Source organism: Pontibacter toksunensis, from assembly GCF_042686245.1.
Taxonomy (GTDB): Bacteria; Bacteroidota; Bacteroidia; order Cytophagales; family Hymenobacteraceae; genus Pontibacter; species Pontibacter toksunensis.
In genome coordinates, this window is record NZ_JBHUOX010000006.1 from 240,281 (window position 1) to 259,944 (window position 19,664).

Consider the following 19,664-nt stretch of genomic DNA (forward strand, 5'->3'; position numbering starts at 1 on the left):
TATTGCTGCAAAATTTTTCAGAAAAGTTTAGTCTAAAATCTGCTCCAGCGCCGTGTCATAGTGCTTTTTGGCCACGGTAATGCCACCAAACAGTTCACCGTCTATATGGCAGTCATGAGCTGTTACCTTACCTAATTTCGTGAAATTCACCCCATTATTTTGCAGTGCTTTCTCAAAATCTGCCTGCTGCTCCGGACTTACCGATACTACTACGCGGCCCTGGCTCTCCCCAAACAAAAAGGCATCTTTCCGGAAGTTTTTATCTGTATCAATGTCAAAGCCTAGTTCTTTCGGCATAGCAGACTCCAGCAAGGCAATGTATAAACCGCCGTCAGCCACGTCATGCGCAGAGTTTATCAGCTTCTGCTCGATTACGGCCTTCACTGCCTCGTGCAGCTTCAGTTCTTCGTCCATGTTAAAGTATGGGGCAGGAGTGAGCTTTACTTTGTGGTAAGAGTACAGGTACTCGGAAGAGGCGATGTCGTTCTGCGCATTACCCACCATATAAATAAGGTCGCCTGCATTCTGGAAAGCGAGCGTCATCTTGTTTTCCTTGTTCTCCAGGATGCCCAGCATACCGATAGTTGGTGTCGGGAAAACAGGGCCTTCATCAGAAGACTGGTTATAGAAACTCACGTTACCTCCTGTTACCGGCGTGCCAAATGCCTCGCATGCCTTGCTCATACCTTTAATGGCGCCCACAAAATGCCAGTATACTTCCGGCACGTAAGGGTTTCCGAAGTTCAGGCAGTTGGTAATGGCCACGGGCTCGGCACCGGAACATACTATATTACGGGCAGCCTCTGCCACTGCAATCGCACAGCCTTCTTCCGGGTCGGAATACACGTAGCGGCTGTTGCAGTCTACTGTTACAGCAATCGATTTGTCCGTTCCTTTTACCTTCACGATGGCCGCGTCAGAAGGAGCGTTGGTTGTCATGGTGGCAGTGCCTACCATCGAATCGTACTGGCGGTATACCCAGCGCTTTGAGGCGATGTTCGGGTGTGTCGTCAGGAACTCAGCTACAGCCTGGTAGTCTTCCGGCTCCTGCACCTGGTCTATGTTGAATTTCTTTGACTCTGCGAAATATGCAGGCTCACGGTACTCGCGGTGATAAACCGGTGCGCCGCCGCCTAATACCAGGTCTTCAGCTGGTACTTCGGCTGCCAGTTCGCCGTGCATGTAGTAGCGCAGGGTACCGCCCTCTGTTACCACACCAATCTGTTCGCAGTATAGGTCCCATTTGTCGCAGATGTCCTTGATGGTTCGCTCCGAACCTTTCTTCATTACTATCAGCATCCGTTCCTGACTCTCCGACAACAGAATCTCGAACGGCACCATGTTTTTCTGACGCGTTGGCACTTTGTCCAGCCAGATGTCCATGCCGTGCTCGCCTTTTGCGCTCATTTCAGAAGTAGAGCAGGTGATACCGGCGGCACCCATATCCTGCATTCCAATCACTTCACCCGATTGAATAACCTCCAGGGTAGCCTCCAGCAAAAGCTTTTCCTGGAATGGGTCTCCTACCTGTACGGATGGCAGGTCGTTGGCAGAGTCTTCTGTAATATCCTTGGAAGCAAACGCAGCACCGCCCATGCCGTCCTTACCTGTGGCAGAACCCACAATGAACACCGGGTTGCCAACACCATAAGAAGTGGCAGAAGCTGTTTCGCCAACCTTCACGATACCTGCAGAGAAGGCGTTTACCAGCGGGTTAATGTTGTAGCACTCGTCAAAGAAAAGCTCGCCGCCCACAGTTGGTATACCAAAGGCATTGCCATAGTCGCCAATTCCTTTTACCACACCGCGTAATAAGCGCTGCGTCTTTTCAGATTTCGGGTTGCCGAAGCGCAGGGAGTTGAGCTGAGCGATTGGGCGGGCACCCATCGTAAAAATATCTCTGTTGATACCTCCCACACCGGTGGCAGCACCCTGGTACGGCTCAATGGCAGAGGGGTGGTTATGGGACTCTATCTTAAAGCTGCAGGCGTAGCCGTCGCCGATGTCTACCAGCCCGGCGTTTTCCTCACCGGCCTCTGCCAGGATGCGCGGCGACGACTTCGGGAGTTTCTTCAGCCAAACAATAGAGTTTTTATAGGAGCAGTGCTCAGACCACATCACCGAGAAAATGCTCAGCTCCGTGAAGTTGGGGGTGCGTCCTAATATTTGCTTTATTTTTTCGAATTCCTCTTCCAGAAGGCCAAGCTTCCGGGCGGTTTCTACTGTTGTCAGTTCTTGTTCCACGGTTATCTGGTTTGTAACGGATTAGCAAAAGTAGGAACTTATACTTAAAGAGTACAGCAGAACTTTACCCTTTTTGTAATGCTGCTCCGGCAAACGCTTCTGGTGTCTACTGCTCCCGTTCCGGCGACAACAACCCGTTGATAAAAAAACTGATTTTTATTTAGTCAGGGTGACACATGTGTTCTGAATATGCGTAAAGAATTTTGCAGTATCTCTTTACCCTCTGTTTCCATCTTTTTATCATGATAACCACTAATCAAGACATTGTTGTTACCACCTGTGGCCGGGAGTTAGATTTAAGTAACACTGAACTGGTGATAGAGCGGTCTAACAGCCTTTTCAGCTACAACATCCACAAACTGAAAACCGGTGAGTACATCATTGCCGAGAAGTTCTACGCCAACCCCTTCAATAACAGGTACATCCTTCTGAACGATGATCAGATTGAAATGCTGAAGAACCTGTAAGCATGCTTTAAAATTTTCTATAGTAGCTTACTGTCTGCTCCTGCTGAAAAGTTGCTGTGTGAACAGTAGTGAATGGCGGCAGTAGCCCTGTATGTATCCGGAACTGTATTTGGTAGAAGCTAATTTTTATCGATTTTAGTCCCGCTGGGACGATCTGTTAATTCACATCAATTCATACTGCTCCTCCGGAGCTATAGGTAACCTATTGTCTTCAGGCTATCAACAGGTCGTGCCACAGGTACATCATATAAGCTATGCAGAACTGATAGAAAAAACGAAAGGGTGTCTTATACCTGCCATTCCTTTTTGAGTCTCCTGTTGTTCCGGTGTTTGTGCCTACTATATTATAAGGTGTGCTTAAAGTTTTTAAAGCCTCGCAAGGTTTTCATCTTTTTATGCATTAGTTTTGCACCTTGAAATAACTCCATAACAATAGTTAGTTAATTTAACAAAGTCAAATGGCGAATATTGGCAGAATTACCCAGGTTATCGGTCCGGTAGTGGACGTTAGCTTTGTGGGTGACAACATTAAGCTACCAAATATTTTGGATGCCCTGCAAGTGACGAAAGAGAACGGCCAGGTAATCGTACTGGAAGTGCAGAACCACCTTGGGGAAGACCGTGTGCGTACCATTGCCATGGACTCTACAGAAGGTCTTAGCCGTGGCATCGAGGTAATTGACCTGGGTTCTCCTATCCAAATGCCGACAGGTGAAGGCATCAAAGGGCGTCTTTTCAACGTGATCGGTGAAGCCATTGATGGTATCCCGCAGCCTGTGAGCACGGGTGGTTTGCCAATTCACAGACCTGCCCCTCGTTTTGAAGACCTGGCTACTTCTTCTGAAGTGCTTTTCACAGGTATCAAAGTAATCGACCTAATTGAGCCTTATGCAAAAGGTGGTAAGATTGGTCTGTTTGGTGGTGCCGGTGTAGGTAAAACCGTACTTATCCAGGAGCTGATCAACAACATTGCGAAAGCACACGGTGGTCTTTCTGTATTTGCCGGTGTGGGTGAGCGTACACGTGAAGGAAATGACCTGCTGCGTGAGATGATTGAAGCCGGTATCGTGCGTTACGGAGCCAACTTCATGGAGTCCCTGGAGCACGGCGGATGGGATCTTTCTAAAGTTGACCCTGAAGAACTGAAAGAGTCGAAAGCTACCTTCGTGTTCGGTCAGATGAACGAGCCTCCTGGGGCGCGTGCCCGTGTGGCTCTTTCTGGTTTGACTATGGCGGAATACTACCGCGATGGTGAGCCTGGTTCTAGCGATGCTGGTCGTGATATTCTTTTCTTCGTTGATAACATCTTCCGTTTCACACAGGCGGGTTCTGAGGTATCGGCTCTTTTAGGCCGTATGCCATCAGCGGTAGGTTACCAGCCAACGCTGGCAACAGAAATGGGTGCCATGCAGGAGCGTATCACGTCTACAAAGCGTGGTTCTATTACATCTGTACAGGCTGTTTACGTGCCTGCGGATGACTTGACTGACCCGGCTCCGGCAACAACATTTGCCCACCTGGATGCGACAACTGTGCTTTCCCGTAAAATCTCTGAGCTTGGTATTTACCCTGCGGTAGACCCTCTGGATTCTACATCCCGAATCCTGTCTGCTGACGTTGTGGGTGCTGAGCATTACAACACAGCGCAGCGTGTAAAAGAGATTCTGCAGCGTTACAAGGAACTTCAGGATATCATCGCCATCCTTGGTATGGACGAACTTTCTGAAGAAGATAAGCTGGTGGTACACCGTGCGCGCCGCGTGCAGCGTTTCTTGTCTCAGCCGTTCCATGTAGCAGAGCAGTTTACAGGTCTGAAAGGTGTGCTGGTTGATATCAAAGACACCATCAGAGGCTTCAACGAAATCATGGACGGTAAGCATGACCACCTTCCTGAATCAGCTTTCAACCTTGTAGGCACCATCGAAGATGCGGTTGCCAAAGGTGAGAAAATGATGGCTGAAGCAAGATAGATTTTATAGTTAAAAGTTAAGAGTTAGGAGTTAAGAGTTGGTTATTCCAATTTTCACTCTTAACTCTTAACTCTAAACTCTTAACTAAGCAAAATGTATTTAGAGATAATCACGCCAGATAAAAAGGTTTTTGCCGGTGAGGTAGAAGCAGCTAAGTTTCCGGGGACCAACGGTTCCTTCGAGGTGCTTGACCTGCACGCGCCGCTTATCAGTACATTGGAAAGTGGCCAGGTTCGCATCACGACCAGCACCGGTCAGGAGTTCTTTACTGTGGACGGTGGTGTGGTGGAAGTGCTGAACAACAAAATCATCGTACTCGCTGAGTCTGTAGTAGCATAGGCTAAGCCTTCTTAAAGTATAAACAGCAGCGCCTTCTGTTCTTTTGAGCAGAAGGCGCTGCTGTTTTGTAAAGCTTCAAAATCTGCCCTATGCGAGGCAAGCCTTTTTTGAGTTACTTAAGATCAGCCCCACCCAAGATTTCAAGCTCCTGCCCTTGCTCAGGCCTTCCGTTCAGAATGGGTATGGCCTGCGATATCAATTCCCTTACTCCTTCAACAGTCAATGAATTGTCGTGGTCTTCTTTGCTGTCCCATACTTCCGTTACCCATACAACATTTTCGTCGGTTTTGTCTTTGCTGACCATGTAAAGGTGGCAGCCTCTTGCTGTTGAAACCAATGCCGATGCCTGCAGCAGGATTGAAGAAAGTTTTTCTGCGTTTCCTTCTGTTGCTGTTAGTTTACCGTGTAGTCCGTATTTATTCATAGCGTTTTAGCTTTTGTTTCTGCTGATGCTTTTCCTGAAGAGTTATTAGCCTGCAAGCTAAAATATACACTATTCCTATCATTTTAGATGTAATAATGTTTTATGTATTTGCTACATGTGAAACATATTTCAGTGCCGTAGAGGAAAGAATTGAAAATCTGATTTTAAGGGCAAACTGCAGAAATATTTTAGATACGTATAATTCCTGCTTAACTTTAAGCCAAAGTCATATTCTGAATTATGTCGCATATCCACCCGAAAACCACGCCGATATACCAAACCTCTGTCTTCACCTTCGATGATCTGAATGCTCTGGAACAATATTTTGAGCAGCCGGGGCAGAGCTACATGTATACGCGCTACAGCAACCCCAACACAGATGAACTGGCAGAGCAGGTGAACAAGCTAGAGGGTGGGGCAGGTGCCGTGGTTACCTCGTCGGGCATGTCGGCTATACTGGCGGCAGTGCTGGCAGTGTGCAAAGCCGGGGACCATGTATTATGTGCCGAGGAAATTTATGGCGGTTCCTCCGCCTTACTTACAAAGGAACTCACCCGCATCGGAATAGAAGTGACTTTGGTTCCTACAGATAGCATGTATAAGCTACAGCCTTATGTGCAGCCAAACACGCGCCTGTTGCTGGTGGAGACGATGAGCAACCCCTTGCTGCAGGTGTTCGACATCGGGCGGCTGGCACAGGAAACAAAGCAGCACCAAATCAGGCTTGTTGTGGATAATACCTTTGCCACACCTGTCATTACCAAACCACTTGCCTTGGGGGCTGACATCGTGATGCATAGTGTCACGAAGTACCTTTCTGGCCACAGTGATGTAACGGCAGGAGTAATTGTGTGCCAGCAGCAGGAGGATTTGCAGCGAGTAAAGCAGGTGATGATGGTATATGGCCTGAACCTGAGCCCTTTCGAAGGATGGCTGGCGGCACGGGGGTTGAAGACGCTGCGCCTAAGGATGCGCCAGCACAGCAGCAATGCCCTGGCTGTGGCAAACTATCTTCAGGCGCACGCCAAAGTAGAGAAAGTATGGTACCCGGGGCTGGAAGAGCACCCGCATTTTGAACTGGCCAGGGCACAGGGCCACGGCATGTTCGGCGGCATGCTCAGCTTCCGGATTCAGGATGATAAGGAGGCCGTAAACCGCTTCATGCGGGGGCTGCAGCAGATTCCGTTTGCTTCGTCTCTGGCGGGAGTGGCAACTTCTATTTCTTATCCTCTGGGCACATCTCACCGGTCGCTGAGCCACGAGCAGCGCGAGAAAATGGATATAACGGCTGGTGTCATACGTTTGTCAGTAGGGATAGAAGAGCCGGAGGAAATCATTGCCGACATTGAGCAGGCTTTAGCCCAGGTATAGGGCCGGGATGTTCAGGTTAATTGACCGTGCTGGCTGAGAAGCAGAAGCCAGCACACAATAGCATTAAACGGACTCTAGGACTCGCCTCAGGTGCTTTACTACCTTCTCCAGTTCTTCCTCGGTAAGACTGCTGCTGCTGGGCAGGCACAGGCCCCTTTCAAACAAGCCGGCGCTCATGCTATTGCCATAGTAAGGGTAAGCTGCGAAAAGGGGCTGCAGGTGCAGTGGTTTGTATAGCGGACGCGTCTCAATGTTTGCCTCCTCCAGCGCCAGCCTTACCTGTTCAGGGTGGTGGCTTTCCGGCAGAAGCACCGTGGTAAGCCAGCGGTTGGAGAAGCAGGTTTTAAGTTCCTGCAGAAACGCGAGCCCTTCTATGTGCTGTAACTGGTTTTTGTAGTAGGTGAAAACCTCGCGGCGCTGTTTCACGCGCTTCTCCAGCATTTCTAACTGTCCGCGGCCGATGCCCGCACTGATGTTGCTCATACGGTAATTGTACCCCATCTGGGAGTGCTGGTAAAAGGGAGCCGCATCCCGGGCATGGGTTGCTAAGAACAGTGCCTGTTCTGCCAACTGCTGGTCTTCTGTTACCAGCGCGCCGCCGCCAGAGGTGGTAATGATTTTATTGCCATCGAACGAGAATACCCCCATACGCCCTATGGTGCCTACCTGGTGGCCGCTGTAACGGGAGCCAAGTGATTCTGCCGCGTCTTCCACCACGGGTATCCCAAACTCATCAGCCACAGCCATAAGCTGGCTCAGTTCAGCGGGCATACCGTAGAGGTGCACCAACACAATAGCTGCCGGGCGTCTGCCTGCTTTTAAACGCGCTGCAATAGCGTCGCGCAAAGTTTCGGGGCACATGTTCCAGGTCCTTTCTTCACTTTCCACAAAAACAGGCACAGCCCCCAGGTACATAATAGGGCTGGCCGAGGCAACAAAGGTAAAGGTGGAGCAGAGCACCTCATCTCCGGCTTTCACACCCAGCAGATGCAGCGCCAGGTGGAGGGCAGCAGTACCTGTGTTAAGGGCTACCGCATGGCGTGCATTGGTGTGCTGGCAGATGTCGTGCTCGAAGCCGGGCAGGTTAGGCCCGTTGGTGGCGACCCAATTGTCCTCTAATGCTTTCTGCACGTAGTTCTTTTCGTGCCCGCCCATGTGTGGCACCGAAAGAAATATTCGTCCTGGCCTGTAGTTCATGTTGCTGCTAAATCTGTGCTGGAAATCCGACGGAAGCACACTCCGGCGGTAATAAGTTTGTAAAACGGCATCTGCTTAAATTGGGTGCCTTCAGCGCTTAATCAAAATGAACAGGAAGTGAGCATATCAGTTATGCCAAGCCCAGCGCGTACTTAACCGGTGCAATATATATCCTGATTTCAACAATTCTTTATTATGTGCGCTGTTTCCCTTTTTATTGGAAGTGCAATTTTTCAGGACTCTGAATTTAAGCGAATCTTCCATACCATAACCGCCATATGCTGCACAAAGTATTTTATTGCGTATAGCTACAGCAGCTGTTTCCGCACATTTTTATAGATTGCAATAACTATTAAGCACACCTGTTTTATATGCTCGACTTCCCGAACGCAAAGATAAACCTTGGATTATACATTACCGAAAAACGTCCTGATGGTTTCCATAACCTTCAGTCGTGCTTTTACCCCGTGAGGTGGAACGATGCACTGGAGATTTTGCCTGCTTCGGAAATGCGGTTTGATATGACGGGGATTCCGGTGCCGGGTGGCCCGGAGACTAACCTGTGCCTGAGGGCTTACCAATTGCTACAGCAACACCACCAGCTGCCGCCCGTGCACATGCACCTGCACAAAGTAATCCCGATGGGAGCCGGCCTTGGCGGTGGCTCAGCTGATGCCGCTTTTACGCTGCGTATCCTGAATAAGCTTTTCGAACTGAACCTATCAGCAGATGCGCTGGAAAACTATGCACGGCAGTTAGGCAGCGACTGCGCTTTCTTTGTGCGAAACAAGCCTGTTATCGCCACAGAAAAGGGAGATGTGTTTGAGCACCTCAATTTAGACCTGAGCGGCTACACGTGCGTTATTGTGTACCCTAACATTCATATTACCACGGCGGAGGCATACGGGAGCATTCAGCCCAAAGCGCCTACCTGTACGATGAACCTGCTGCTGAAGCAGGATGTAAAAGTGTGGCAAGATGTGCTACTGAACGATTTTGAGGCCGTGCTGTTTCCCAAATACCCGGAACTGCCCCAGGTAAAGGAAAAGCTGTACGCTGCAGGAGCATCCTATGCGGCTATGACGGGCTCAGGGGCTGCCATATACGGCTTGTTTGAGGGAGGAGCACCGGATGACCTAGTCTTTCCCGGCCACTACCTCGTCTGGAAAGGCGCGCTTTAGTTTTTTACGGCGCTCAGGGTAGGCATCCAGAATAGGATAGATAAAAACACTCATTAAGATTATAGCTGCACCATAGTAGAAGCCTGCCGACATCTTTTCACCTTCCTTGAAAATAAACCAAGCCAGCACGATGCCATACACTGGCTCCAAGTTCACGGTCAGGTTCATAGAGTAAGCAGAAATGCGCTGCATCAGGCGCACCCCGGCAGTATAGGCATATACCGTGCACGCCAGTGACAGTACCATCAGGTACACCCAGTCCATTGCCGACAACGTAAAATTCAAAGCACCTCCCTCAGCAAAAACTTCTGTGTAGATTGGGAAGAAAAGCATCGTGCCAAGGCACGCGCCTGCCATTTCGTAGCAGGTGATGGTAGTGGAGGGTATTTTCTTTACCAGCTTCGCATTAATGATGGTGAAGATAGAAGCTAACAGGGCAGAGCTTACTGCCATGGTGATACCCAAAATGCTGTTGAACTCTGTTTCGTGCTGGAAAATAACATACAGCCCCAGAATAATGAGCAGGGCCAGCAGGATCTCATGTGGCTTTATGCGTGTTTTTGAGAAAAAGGGATCCAGAAAAGCGGTCCAGAGGCTGCAGGTAGCCATACCTACCAGGCAGATAGACACCGATGATACCCGTGCCGCAGCAAAGAAAAGTATCCAATGCGCCGCAATCAGGAAACCTACACCGATTATCTTCAGCACCATCCTGCGGCCCAGCCAGAAGGCTGTGCGGCGGTTGTAAATAATTAGGCCTAAAGCTATGGCAGTGATAAGCGTACGTAAGGCCACCAACTCCACGGCAGGAATGCTGATAAGCTTACCAAGTATAGCGGTAAAGCCCCATAGCAGGATAATAAAATGGAGCTCCAGGAAATCTTTAAGACGTGGCATGCTAGCGCGGAACGTAACGGTATAATAAGAAGCCTATCCCTGTGAAGATTATAGTCGGAATCCAGGCAGCAATCTGCGGGGCAATATCACCAACCTGTGCCAGGCTGCGGCTGGCAATTACGAAGATGATGAAGATAAATGCCAGGAAAAAGCCCAACGCTATCTGAAAGCCTACGCCGCCACGCGCCTTTCGCGCACTCATGATTACACCGATCACTGTGAGAATGATGATGGCAAAAGGATAGCTGAAGCGCTCATACTTCTCAATCAGGTAGATTTCAATGTCGTCGGCACCACGGTCCCGCTTCTCCCGGATAAATTCATTCAGCCTGGTGAGCGTCATGGTCTGCTCCAGTTTATAGGTACTTTCAAAGTCTCTCGGCCACATGTTCAGCGTCGTGTCCAGGGAGGAGCCTTTTGTAATGGTTTCATCCTCCCCGTTGAAAGTGCGCAGCGTATAGTTGTCTATATGCCACTTCTCTACATCTGAGTTCCAGGAGATGCTGTTGGAGGTAAGCTTCTGCTTGAGTGTGGTGCCCTCAATATTTTCTAGGGCGAAGTTATAACCCACGTTGGCGATGTTGTTATAGCTCTCCATGTAGACATATGTTTCCGGGGCTATTTTAATGTGGATGTTCCGGCTGTCGTAGGTAAAGGGGCTTTTGATGTACTTCACCTGAAACGCCACACTCTCTTTATTCGCGTTAGGGATTACCCAGCCAATCAGTACGAAAATAATGACTGCAATAAGCGAGGAACCCATCAGGTAAGGCACGAGCATTCTTCTGAAGCTCACGCCACTGCTCAGGATAGCCACAATTTCCGTATGCGATGCCAGCTTTGCCGTTACAAAAACGGTTGCGATAAATACCGTAATCGGGCTGAGCATGTTCGCGTAGAACGGGATCAGGTTCAGGTAATAATCAAATATGATCTCGCTTATACTAGGGTTGGTTTTGATGAAGTCGTCATTCTTCTCCGTAAAGTCAATCACCAGAATAACGGCCACCAGTATCAGCACCGTGAACACGTAGGTGGTCAGGAACTTCTTTAGAATATATTTATCGAGGAGCTTCAAGCTTTGCTTCAGTTAGAAAGTTAGAAAGTTAAAGAGTTAGAGAGTGAAAAGTTAACAACTCTTTAACTTTCTAACTCCCAAACCCTTTAACTCCTTATAGCCTTGTCATCAGTTTCTTAACCATTAAATCTTTCCAGTCACGGAAAGTTCCGTTTATAATGTGCTGGCGAGCCTGTTTTACAAGCCACAGGTAAAATGTCAGGTTGTGCACGCTTGATATCTGGGCTCCCAGCATCTCGTTGGCGCGCACGAGGTGGCGCAGGTAAGCCTTGCTGTAAAAAGTGCTGGCATAGCCTCCCAGTTCTGCATCTATGGGGCTGTGGTCGTTGGCCCACCTTTCGTTCCGGATATTCACGATGCCCTGCGTGGTGAACAGCATGCCATTGCGGGCATTGCGGGTTGGCAGCACGCAGTCGAACATATCCACGCCCAGCGCAATGTTCTCCAGAATGTTGGCGGGTGTACCCACACCCATGAGGTAACGCGGCTTGTCCGCCGGCAGTATGTCGCATAGCAGTTCGGTTATTTCATACATCATCTCGGCTGGCTCACCCACTGATAAGCCACCAATGGCATTGCCCTCGCGTCCGAAGCTGGCAATAGTCTCTGCCGATTTCACCCGCAGGTCTTTGTAGGTGCTGCCCTGTACAATCGGGAAGAGTGTTTGGGAATAGCCATACTTTGGTTCGGTGCTGTCGAAGCGGTCCACACAGCGCTGCAGCCAGCGGTGGGTGCGCTCCATGGAGTTTTTGGCGTAGGTATAGTCGCAGGGGTAGGGGGTGCACTCGTCGAAGGCCATGATGATGTCGGCACCGATAATGCGCTGCGTGTCCATGACGTTTTCCGGGGTAAAATCCAGCGGCGAGCCATCAATGTGCGACCTGAATTTTACGCCTTCCTCCTTTATCTTACGGGTGCCTGCCAGGGAAAAAACTTGGTAGCCGCCGCTGTCTGTCAGAATGGGGCGATCCCAGCCATTAAACTTATGCAGGCCGCCTGCCTGCTCCAGCACATTCAGGCCCGGGCGCAGGTATAGATGGTACGTGTTACCCAGAATGATCTCGGCTTTCACATCTTCTTTCAGCTCGCGCTGGTGCACTGCTTTTACAGTTCCGGCCGTGCCAACCGGCATGAAGATAGGCGTTTCGATGGCGCCATGGTCTGTTTGCACTACGCCGGCGCGGGCTTTGGACTGTGCGTCTTTTGCTACAAGATTAAATTGCATGGTATTCGTATGGCCGGTGCATCAGCTGTAAAAAACGACACCCATACACCGGCTTAGCCACTAGGGCTTCTGATTCTTTAAGATCTGAAAAAATATAACCTGCAAAGATACAAACTGCCGTGGCACAATCTATATACATTGAATAAATCGTGCGGTGCTTCGGAAATGCCTTTAGTTTAACTAATTTTGATGCGAGGCTTAGGTCAGTGATGCTGCATCCGGCGCTTACCACACAACATATCAGGGATTAACAAACAAAGAACAATTTGATTTCAACTGTACTCTTAGTGCTGCTGGCGTTGTGTGTGCTGGTGCAGCTATACTTTTCTCTGCTCTACTTCATGCCCCTTACCAGGTACCAGGACCCCGAGGCAAATGCTGTGTGGCCGGTGTCGGTGGTTGTGGCGGCGCACGATGAGTTGGAGAACCTCATGGAACTGTTGCCCCTGCTGCTGGACCAGAATTATCCGGAGTTTGAAATAATTGTGGTAAACGACCGTTCAGAAGATGACACAGAGTTTTACCTGTTTGAGTTGGAGAAGCAGTTTCCACACTTACGGGTAGTATCTGTAAAGAAAACACCTGAGTACCTGAACCCAAAAAAATATGCGTTGGCTTTGGGTATAAGAGCGGCAAAACACGAGCACCTGCTACTCACCGATGCCGATTGCCGCCCCCTGAGTAAAAATTGGATCGGAAAAATGCAGAGCGGCTACAAAACCGGCTCTGAAGTGGTGCTAGGCTATTCTCCGTATGCACAACTAAAGGGATTTCTAAATCACTTGGTGCGATATGAAACCTTACTCACCGGAATTCAGTATTTGTCTCATGCAAACAGGGGTAACGCCTATATGGGCGTTGGCCGAAACTTATCTTATACCAAAGGGTGTTTCTTTAAAAACAAAGGGTTTGCATCGCATATCAAGACTATAGGCGGCGACGATGATCTCTTTGTAAGAGATGCCGCCAGCAATAGTAACATCAGCATTGTAATCGATAAGGAAGGGCAGACGGTCAGTATTCCAAAGAGCACGTTGCGGGAATGGATGGTTCAGAAACGAAGACATATGTCTGTTGGTGGACGATACAAGGCAGCGGATAAAAGAAGAATCGGATTTTTTGTAGTAGCGAACATTCTTTTTTATGTCATTTCCATTGCTGTTCTTGTTCTAAATAGCCATTTGGCTATCTTAGCCGCTCTCATTGGCGCAAGGTATCTCTCGGTTTTTCCAGTGTATGTGCTGGTGGCCCGCAGACTAAACGATACGGTATCCTTGCTGATGCTGCCTTTACTTGATGTAGTTTATTTTATGAACTACTTATTCCTTGGGATATCTGTAATACTGTATAAAAAATTCAGATGGAAGTAAACAAACAATTCTCTGCGAAAGCAAAGCACGACTTCAAACTTATTCAGGCCGCAGTTGAGGAGAACGACGAAAAAGCGTACGCCGAACTGATGAGCATCTACAAAAAGCCTGTGTACCACGTGGTTCTGAAGATGGTGCGAAATGCCGATGATGCAGAGGACTTAACAATTGAAGCTTTTGCGAAGGCTTTCCGTAACCTGCACAAATTTAACCCGGAGTACGCTTTCAGTACCTGGCTTTTCCGTATCGCAACGAACAACTGTATCGACTTTATTCGTAAGAACAGGATCAAAACCATGTCGATTGACTCCGCCATTAAAATAGATAACGGCGACGAGATAACGATTGACTTCAAAGACAAGAACCTGAATCCGCAGGAGGAAGCGATTAAAAACCAAAAAATTGAGATAATGCAGTACGTAGTGGCGAAGCTGCCAGATAAATACCAGCGACTGGTGACACTGCGTTACTTCAACGAACTGAGCTACGAGGAAATAGCAACAGAACTGAACGCACCGCTTGGCACCGTAAAAGCGCAGCTGCACCGCGCCCGCGAGTTGCTCTATGACATGGTAAAAAACAAAAAGCACCTCATCTAGTCAGAAGATATTAAATTAAGGTTAATTATTGATTACGTTCAAAGCCCCTGATGCCCGAGTGCAGCAGGGGCTTTATACATTTAAGCTATTCCCGTACTTATTTTATACTTTTGCAACAGCTACTATAACCACTATAATGCTTTTACAACAATGGAGTTTGTATTAGGTGAAGCTATACTGTCGTTGCTAGGCAGAATTTACCTATACCTCCGCTTCAGAAACAAGGTGAAGGTGCAGCAAGAGCTTACCAGAAAGTATGAAGGCCAGTTTAGAAATGCTGGTGTTGTGCTGCTGGCTGATATTTTTATGGCCTTGGCCGTAGTAGTTGTTGTTAGCATGCTCGCAGTTCTGTTATACTTTGTAGTTGCCTAGACTTCATTCTTAATTCATAATTCAATGACCGCCATACGCACCTTATTATCCGGTTACTTCCCGGAGCTTACCGAAGACCAACTGCAAAAGTATGACCGGATGGGGGAGCTGTACCAGGAGTGGAACCAGAAGATTAATGTGATTTCGCGAAAGGACATGGAGCAACTGGGGGTACACCACATCCTTCATTCACTTGGTATAGCCAAAGTTGTTGCTTTCCCGGAGCATACGTCGGTGCTGGATGTGGGCACAGGAGGCGGTCTGCCGGGACTTCCCCTGGCCGTCATGTTCCCGGAGGTGAAATTCCACTTAGTGGATTCTATCGGCAAGAAAATACACGTAGTGCAGGAGATAGCACGTGAGCTGCACCTGCACAACGTAACGGCCACCCATACACGTGCAGAGCAGGTGAGGGAGAAGTTTGATTTTGTGGTGAGCCGTGCCGTTACCCGCCTCGCTAACTTCTACCCTTGGATTGCGAACAGCTTCAAGAAATCAGATGTGCCTGCCAAAGGCTTATACTATTTAAAAGGCGGCGACTTAGCCGAAGAAATTGCCGAGTCCGGCCTCATCGCCCATGTGTATCACCTGAACAGTTACTTCGTTAAAGAGTTCTTCGAGACGAAGAAGGTGGTATACGTGCCGTTTAAATAGAAATCTTTTATTCCTTATTTCCCAGTAGAAACTGAACCGCTCTTGCCTCTGAGTAGTAGAGGTCTTTTCTGAAGTCCTCGGCAAAGCCCACGTGGCCACCTTCTGTGGGCATCTCCAGGTAAAAGTTCGGATTCTCTTCAGCCTCCTTCACCGGGTAGCACTCCTTCGACAGGAAAGGGTCGTTTAACGCGTTTACGAGCAGCGTTGGCAGCTGTATGTGCGGTATGAATTGCCTGGAGCTGACGCGGGCGTAGTAGTCTTCAGCATCCTTGAAACCATGCAGCGGAGCCGTGTACTTATCATCAAACTCAGGAAACGACCAGAGCACATTATAATCCGTCAGGTCTACTTCCTGCTCATACATCCGCTGCTTCTGTTCCAGTTTCAGCTTCAAAGACTTCATGAAGCGCCTTGTGTAAATTTTTGAGATTCGCTGGGCAGAGCCTTTTAAATCCACAGGGGTAGAGAACACGGCTACGCGTTTTACCTGCTGCGGCACCTGGGTCGGATCTTCGCCAATGTACTTTAATGTGATGTTGCCGCCTGCACTGAAGCCAGTAAGGTATACCTTGCTGTAGCTGTTATGCTGCAGTGCATGCCGCAGCACAAAGTCCAGGTCGTCGGAAGCGCCTAGGTGGTAGGAGCGAAGGAGTTTGTTCGGCTCACCGCTGCAACTGCGGTAGTTCCAGGCCATGGCATCTATACCTCGCGCGTTGAAGGCCTTTACCATACCCATGATATACGGTCTGGCAGTGTCTCCCTCCAGTCCATGCGACAGGATAAGAAGCGAGTCAGAGCCCACCCTGGACCAATCCACATCAATAAAGTCTTCATCGGGCGTAACAAGCCGCTCCCGCTGATACTGCACGCCCTCCACCTGCCTGAACAGGCTGGGAATAATGGTTTGCAGGTGGCCGTTAAAAAGGTAAAAAGGTGCTTTATGTTCGGACGGAATGACAGGCATAGAAAAGGGTGAAATTGCAGAGGCGCTTGTTAAAGGTATCTAGGCTGTACTTAAATTAGCGGTGCTTCCTTATTATCTTCTCTCTGTTTTTATGAACAGATGTTAGGGTAAACAAAGAAACAAAATGAAAGTTGCATTGGAATGTAAAACGATAAGTTTTACGTTAGTTCTGGTGTGTCTCTTCTTGAGACAGCAGACTTTGCTATCATTGTGCTGCCCAGGTGACGTAATAATTTCATAGTTGGTTTTGGAAATTATATGTAAAGGTTATACCTTTGCAAACTCATTCTAAGAACAGAATCAAAAGATTTAATTACATAAAATAATATGGCTAATCACAAGTCGGCATTAAAGAGAATCAGAGCGAACAACGCTAAACGTCTTCGTAACAGATATCAAGCGAAAACTACTCGTACTTTCATCAAGAAACTAGAGAGAACAACTGACCAGGCAGAGGCGCAAGAGCTTTACAAGACAGTTTCTTCTATGCTTGACCGTCTGGCTAAGAAAAACATTATCCACAAAAACAAAGCTGCCAACAACAAGTCAAGATTGGCTAAGTTGGTAAACGGCCTGGCTGCAGCTTAATTCTTTGCTGGAAAAGCTTTTCAAAAGCCTTGCACACATCGTGTAAGGCTTTTTGTGTTTTTATCATTTTCCTGTTTATGTAAACGTAGTAACTCATTCATTAATGGAATTGAGTTTCATTAGATCGAGTAAGAAATGAAGGGTTTTAGCCAGCTCTCAGGAAAAATAATTCCAGTTTTTCTGAGAGGCGCCTTGTAGATGTTCCGGTGCAGCACGAAGTGAGGCAGCCCGAGCAGCGCGAGGGCAGGTTCAGCTACACAGTGCCGAATAGGAAAACGAGCCCCCGCGGGAGTGGAGCGCAAAGACTGTGATTATGGAAAAGGCTATTCATGAGTCGCTGGATGAACTACAGCTACGCCAGCTTAAAAGTGTTTGTTTATAAGATAAAACTCTTAGACTAAACTGATAAACAAAAGGCCCCTGCAGAAGCTTCTGCAGGGGCCTTCTCTATACTATAAATCTCTTGCTTAGGCTACACTTAACTTAATCATATTCGTGCGCTTCTGCTCATTAATCGGCATGCTGGCCGTGTTGATAAACACATCGCCTTTCTTCAAGTAGCCTTCCTTAAGCAGCGTGTCCTTGATGTCGTTGATTGTCGCATCTGTGGACTCAAATTTATTGTAGTGGAAGCCCCGAAGCCCCCAAACAAGGTTCAGCGTGGTAAGCAGGTTTTCGTTTTCCGTGAAGATAAAGATATCCGCTTTCGGGCGGAACTTTGCCAACTGGAACGCCGTGTAACCGGACTTAGTCATGCCGATAACCGCGCGGGCGTGGGTGTCGCGGGCAAGGCTACAGGCATTTGCTACAATACTGTCGTTGCAGAAAGACTCCGATTCCGGGTTTATCTTGTAGGTCTTGTTAAAGATACTGGAAGCGTTGGCTTCCACTGTTTTGATGGTGAGGCTCATGCTGCGGATAGTCTCGATAGGGTAGGCGCCAACAGCCGTCTCAGCACTCAGCATCACGGTGTCAGCTCCGTCAATCACAGCGTTTGCCACATCATTCGTCTCGGCACGTGTAGGTCTTGGATTGGTGATCATACTTTCCATCATCTGTGTGGCCACAATAACAGGCTTGCCCGCTCTGTTGCATTTCTCCACCAGCATTTTCTGGATCATCGGTACTTTTTCCATTCCCACTTCCACACCGAGGTCACCACGGGCAACCATAATGGCATCCGTCGCTTCTATGATCTCATCAATATTTTCGATGGCTTCAGGCTTTTCGATTTTCGCGATAACCCGTGTGCCTTTGCCGCGCTCCTGAATCAAACGCTTGATCTCATAAATGTCTTCAGCTCTGCGTACAAAAGAAAGGGCTACCCACTCCACATCATTGTCTAAACCAAAGTGCAGGTCTTCCACATCTTTCTCAGTCATGGAAGGAGCAGATACTTTAGAGTCCGGGAGGTTGATGCCTTTACGTGGCTTTACAGTGCCGCCGTAGATAACCTCAGCCTCCACCTCCATGTCATGGTCTGTGCTGATAACCTTCACCTCCAGTTTGCCGTCGTCCAGCAGGATGGCGTCGCCTGGTTTAACGTCTTTGGCCAACCCTTCATAGATAGTGGAAAGCCTGCCTTCTGTGGTGAGAGAGCCGTCGCATACAAGTTTGATGATCTGGCCTTCTCTTATTTCTATAGCGCCGTTCTCTACATCACCCAGTCGAATCTTTGGTCCCTGAAGGTCCTGCACCAGGCAAATGTTGCGGTTGTGCTCCTTGTTTAAATTGCGTACATGATCTATTACTTTCTGATGTTCTGAATAGGCACCATGTGAGAAGTTAAGGCGGAAAGCGTTCACGCCTGCGTCTACCAAAGCCAGAAGGCGCTCAGGAGTATTGCTTGCAGGGCCAACGGTAGCCAGAATTTTTGTTTTGTTGAAGGAGAATTCCATACTTAGAATATCAGGTTATCTTTTAGTTTAAGTGTAAGTGGGTCAAATTGTTTCACGCACTGTACCAGCGGAATCCGGAGAAGCCTCTGAATAAACTCCTGCGGGTACAGTTGCTGCAACGGACCTTTAATCTGCAGCACGAAATCAAACTCTATTAGCTCTGGCAGCAAGAACGGCCTTTTTCCAGGTGAACTACCTACTGCTTCGTTTTTGAGAAGACGTACTATGCTAAAGTCGGTAACATATTCATACAGGGATACGGTAAAACGCTCCTGACCAACTAAATCGTAACAAAGGTCCTCCTGCTTTATGAAGTGAAAACCCAGGAACTTATTCAGCGCCCATGCCAGTTTGTACTCCTTTACCGCCGACACCAGGCCATACAGATCAAAGTCGAATTCATACGCTATGTCCAGCCGGAGAGTCTTCATCATTTTATTCAGGCCAAAAATAACAAGGGAACTTGGTAAAATGGCAATTACAAGGTAAAACTTTTGCAAAACAGGGAATAGAGTAATTTTTTTTGACATTGTCTGCCTAATTACATTTCTTTGCACAGTGTTTTAATTAACTATAAAATAAAATGTCAGAAATCGCAGAAAAAGTAAAGGCTATCATCATCGATAAGCTTGGTGTGGAAGAGTCAGAGGTTACACCGGAGGCTTCCTTCACGAATGACCTTGGCGCTGATTCATTGGATACTGTTGAGCTTATCATGGAATTCGAAAAGGAATTCAATGTATCTATTCCAGATGATCAGGCTGAAAATATCGCTACTGTAGGGCAGGCTGTAAGCTACCTGGAGGAGCACGCGAAGTAATTATCC

At 48.2% G+C, this 19,664-nt stretch carries 20 protein-coding genes; 11 read left to right on the forward strand and 9 right to left on the reverse strand.

Annotated elements, in window-relative coordinates:
* Positions 1 to 27: 27 nt before the first annotated feature.
* Entirely contained in the window at positions 28 to 2,250 is a 2,223-nt protein-coding gene (gene purL, locus ACFS7Z_RS10530) for a phosphoribosylformylglycinamidine synthase subunit PurL (RefSeq protein ID WP_377484383.1), read from the reverse strand.
* Between the two features lie 236 nt (positions 2,251 to 2,486).
* On the opposite strand from purL, the gene ACFS7Z_RS10535 reads away from it, so the two are divergent.
* From ACFS7Z_RS10535 to atpC, 3 genes are all read left to right on the forward strand, one after another.
* Positions 2,487 to 2,711 carry a hypothetical protein gene (locus ACFS7Z_RS10535; protein ID WP_377484182.1) on the forward strand — a complete coding sequence of 75 codons (225 nt, stop codon included), beginning with the start codon at positions 2,487 to 2,489 and terminating at the stop codon, positions 2,709 to 2,711.
* 458 nt (positions 2,712 to 3,169) lie between these two features.
* A complete protein-coding gene (atpD, locus tag ACFS7Z_RS10540; protein WP_377484183.1) occupies positions 3,170 to 4,681 on the forward strand; it encodes a F0F1 ATP synthase subunit beta in 1,512 nt (503 codons plus the stop codon).
* Between the two features lie 93 nt (positions 4,682 to 4,774).
* Positions 4,775 to 5,020, forward strand: coding sequence for an ATP synthase F1 subunit epsilon (gene atpC / locus ACFS7Z_RS10545; protein ID WP_377484186.1), 246 nt, complete (start codon positions 4,775 to 4,777; stop codon positions 5,018 to 5,020).
* Positions 5,021 to 5,132: 112 nt separating this feature from the next.
* On the opposite strand, the gene ACFS7Z_RS10550 is transcribed toward atpC, so the two are convergent.
* Positions 5,133 to 5,444, reverse strand: a complete 312-nt coding sequence (locus tag ACFS7Z_RS10550; RefSeq protein ID WP_377484188.1) for a putative quinol monooxygenase — start codon at positions 5,442 to 5,444, stop codon at positions 5,133 to 5,135.
* Positions 5,445 to 5,684: 240 nt separating this feature from the next.
* On the opposite strand from ACFS7Z_RS10550, the gene ACFS7Z_RS10555 reads away from it, so the two are divergent.
* Positions 5,685 to 6,815 carry a trans-sulfuration enzyme family protein gene (locus ACFS7Z_RS10555; RefSeq protein ID WP_377484191.1) on the forward strand — a complete coding sequence of 377 codons (1,131 nt, stop codon included), beginning with the start codon at positions 5,685 to 5,687 and terminating at the stop codon, positions 6,813 to 6,815.
* A gap of 63 nt (positions 6,816 to 6,878) precedes the next feature.
* Here the strand turns inward: ACFS7Z_RS10555 and ACFS7Z_RS10560 are convergent, their stop codons facing one another.
* Entirely contained in the window at positions 6,879 to 8,012 is a 1,134-nt protein-coding gene (locus ACFS7Z_RS10560) for a DegT/DnrJ/EryC1/StrS family aminotransferase (protein ID WP_377484193.1), read from the reverse strand.
* A 371-nt stretch (positions 8,013 to 8,383) separates the two neighbouring features.
* Between ACFS7Z_RS10560 and ispE the strand changes: the two genes are divergently transcribed.
* Positions 8,384 to 9,193: a 4-(cytidine 5'-diphospho)-2-C-methyl-D-erythritol kinase gene (ispE, locus tag ACFS7Z_RS10565; RefSeq protein WP_377484195.1), complete on the forward strand. Its 810-nt coding sequence runs from the start codon at positions 8,384 to 8,386 to the stop codon at positions 9,191 to 9,193.
* Here ispE and ACFS7Z_RS10570 read toward each other — a convergent pair.
* The 3 genes from ACFS7Z_RS10570 to tgt form a co-directional block, all read right to left on the reverse strand.
* The gene (locus ACFS7Z_RS10570) at positions 9,149 to 10,090 is read right to left on the reverse strand and encodes a DMT family transporter (protein WP_377484197.1); all 942 of its coding nucleotides are present in this window, start codon (positions 10,088 to 10,090) and stop codon (positions 9,149 to 9,151) included. The genes ispE and ACFS7Z_RS10570 overlap by 45 nt on opposite strands.
* A 1-nt stretch (position 10,091) precedes the next feature.
* A complete protein-coding gene (locus ACFS7Z_RS10575; RefSeq protein WP_377484200.1) occupies positions 10,092 to 11,168 on the reverse strand; it encodes an LptF/LptG family permease in 1,077 nt (358 codons plus the stop codon).
* A 94-nt stretch (positions 11,169 to 11,262) separates the two neighbouring features.
* Positions 11,263 to 12,393, reverse strand: a complete 1,131-nt coding sequence (gene tgt / locus ACFS7Z_RS10580; protein WP_377484203.1) for a tRNA guanosine(34) transglycosylase Tgt — start codon at positions 12,391 to 12,393, stop codon at positions 11,263 to 11,265.
* A gap of 266 nt (positions 12,394 to 12,659) precedes the next feature.
* Here tgt and ACFS7Z_RS10585 point away from each other — a divergent pair, with 266 nt between their 5' ends.
* The 4 genes from ACFS7Z_RS10585 (at position 12,660) to rsmG (ending at position 15,388) form a co-directional block, all read left to right on the forward strand.
* The gene (locus ACFS7Z_RS10585) at positions 12,660 to 13,763 is read left to right on the forward strand and encodes a glycosyltransferase (RefSeq protein ID WP_377484206.1); all 1,104 of its coding nucleotides are present in this window, start codon (positions 12,660 to 12,662) and stop codon (positions 13,761 to 13,763) included.
* Complete coding sequence (locus tag ACFS7Z_RS10590; RefSeq protein WP_115567331.1) at positions 13,754 to 14,362, forward strand: RNA polymerase sigma factor; 609 nt, start codon at positions 13,754 to 13,756, stop codon at positions 14,360 to 14,362. Before ACFS7Z_RS10585 ends, ACFS7Z_RS10590 begins: the two co-directional genes overlap by 10 nt.
* 150 nt (positions 14,363 to 14,512) lie before the next feature.
* On the forward strand, positions 14,513 to 14,734 hold the full coding sequence (locus ACFS7Z_RS10595; protein ID WP_377484209.1) for a hypothetical protein: 222 nt from the start codon (positions 14,513 to 14,515) through the stop codon (positions 14,732 to 14,734).
* 24 nt (positions 14,735 to 14,758) lie between these two features.
* The gene (gene rsmG, locus ACFS7Z_RS10600; RefSeq protein WP_377484212.1) at positions 14,759 to 15,388 is read left to right on the forward strand and encodes a 16S rRNA (guanine(527)-N(7))-methyltransferase RsmG; all 630 of its coding nucleotides are present in this window, start codon (positions 14,759 to 14,761) and stop codon (positions 15,386 to 15,388) included.
* Positions 15,389 to 15,395: 7 nt separating this feature from the next.
* Here rsmG and ACFS7Z_RS10605 read toward each other — a convergent pair whose 3' ends face one another.
* A complete protein-coding gene (locus tag ACFS7Z_RS10605) occupies positions 15,396 to 16,352 on the reverse strand; it encodes a YheT family hydrolase (protein WP_377484214.1) in 957 nt (318 codons plus the stop codon).
* Positions 16,353 to 16,679: 327 nt separating this feature from the next.
* On the opposite strand from ACFS7Z_RS10605, the gene rpsT reads away from it, so the two are divergent.
* The gene (gene rpsT / locus ACFS7Z_RS10610; RefSeq protein ID WP_377484217.1) at positions 16,680 to 16,940 is read left to right on the forward strand and encodes a 30S ribosomal protein S20; all 261 of its coding nucleotides are present in this window, start codon (positions 16,680 to 16,682) and stop codon (positions 16,938 to 16,940) included.
* A 467-nt stretch (positions 16,941 to 17,407) separates the two neighbouring features.
* Here rpsT and pyk read toward each other — a convergent pair whose 3' ends face one another.
* Together pyk and ACFS7Z_RS10620 are read right to left on the reverse strand one after the other, a co-directional pair.
* On the reverse strand, positions 17,408 to 18,838 hold the full coding sequence (gene pyk, locus ACFS7Z_RS10615; RefSeq protein WP_377484220.1) for a pyruvate kinase: 1,431 nt from the start codon (positions 18,836 to 18,838) through the stop codon (positions 17,408 to 17,410).
* A 2-nt stretch (positions 18,839 to 18,840) separates the two neighbouring features.
* Positions 18,841 to 19,272 carry an IPExxxVDY family protein gene (locus ACFS7Z_RS10620; protein ID WP_377484222.1) on the reverse strand — a complete coding sequence of 144 codons (432 nt, stop codon included), beginning with the start codon at positions 19,270 to 19,272 and terminating at the stop codon, positions 18,841 to 18,843.
* A 149-nt stretch (positions 19,273 to 19,421) separates the two neighbouring features.
* Here ACFS7Z_RS10620 and ACFS7Z_RS10625 point away from each other — a divergent pair, with 149 nt between their 5' ends.
* On the forward strand, positions 19,422 to 19,658 hold the full coding sequence (locus tag ACFS7Z_RS10625; RefSeq protein ID WP_018477241.1) for an acyl carrier protein: 237 nt from the start codon (positions 19,422 to 19,424) through the stop codon (positions 19,656 to 19,658).
* Positions 19,659 to 19,664: the final 6 nt, after the last annotated feature.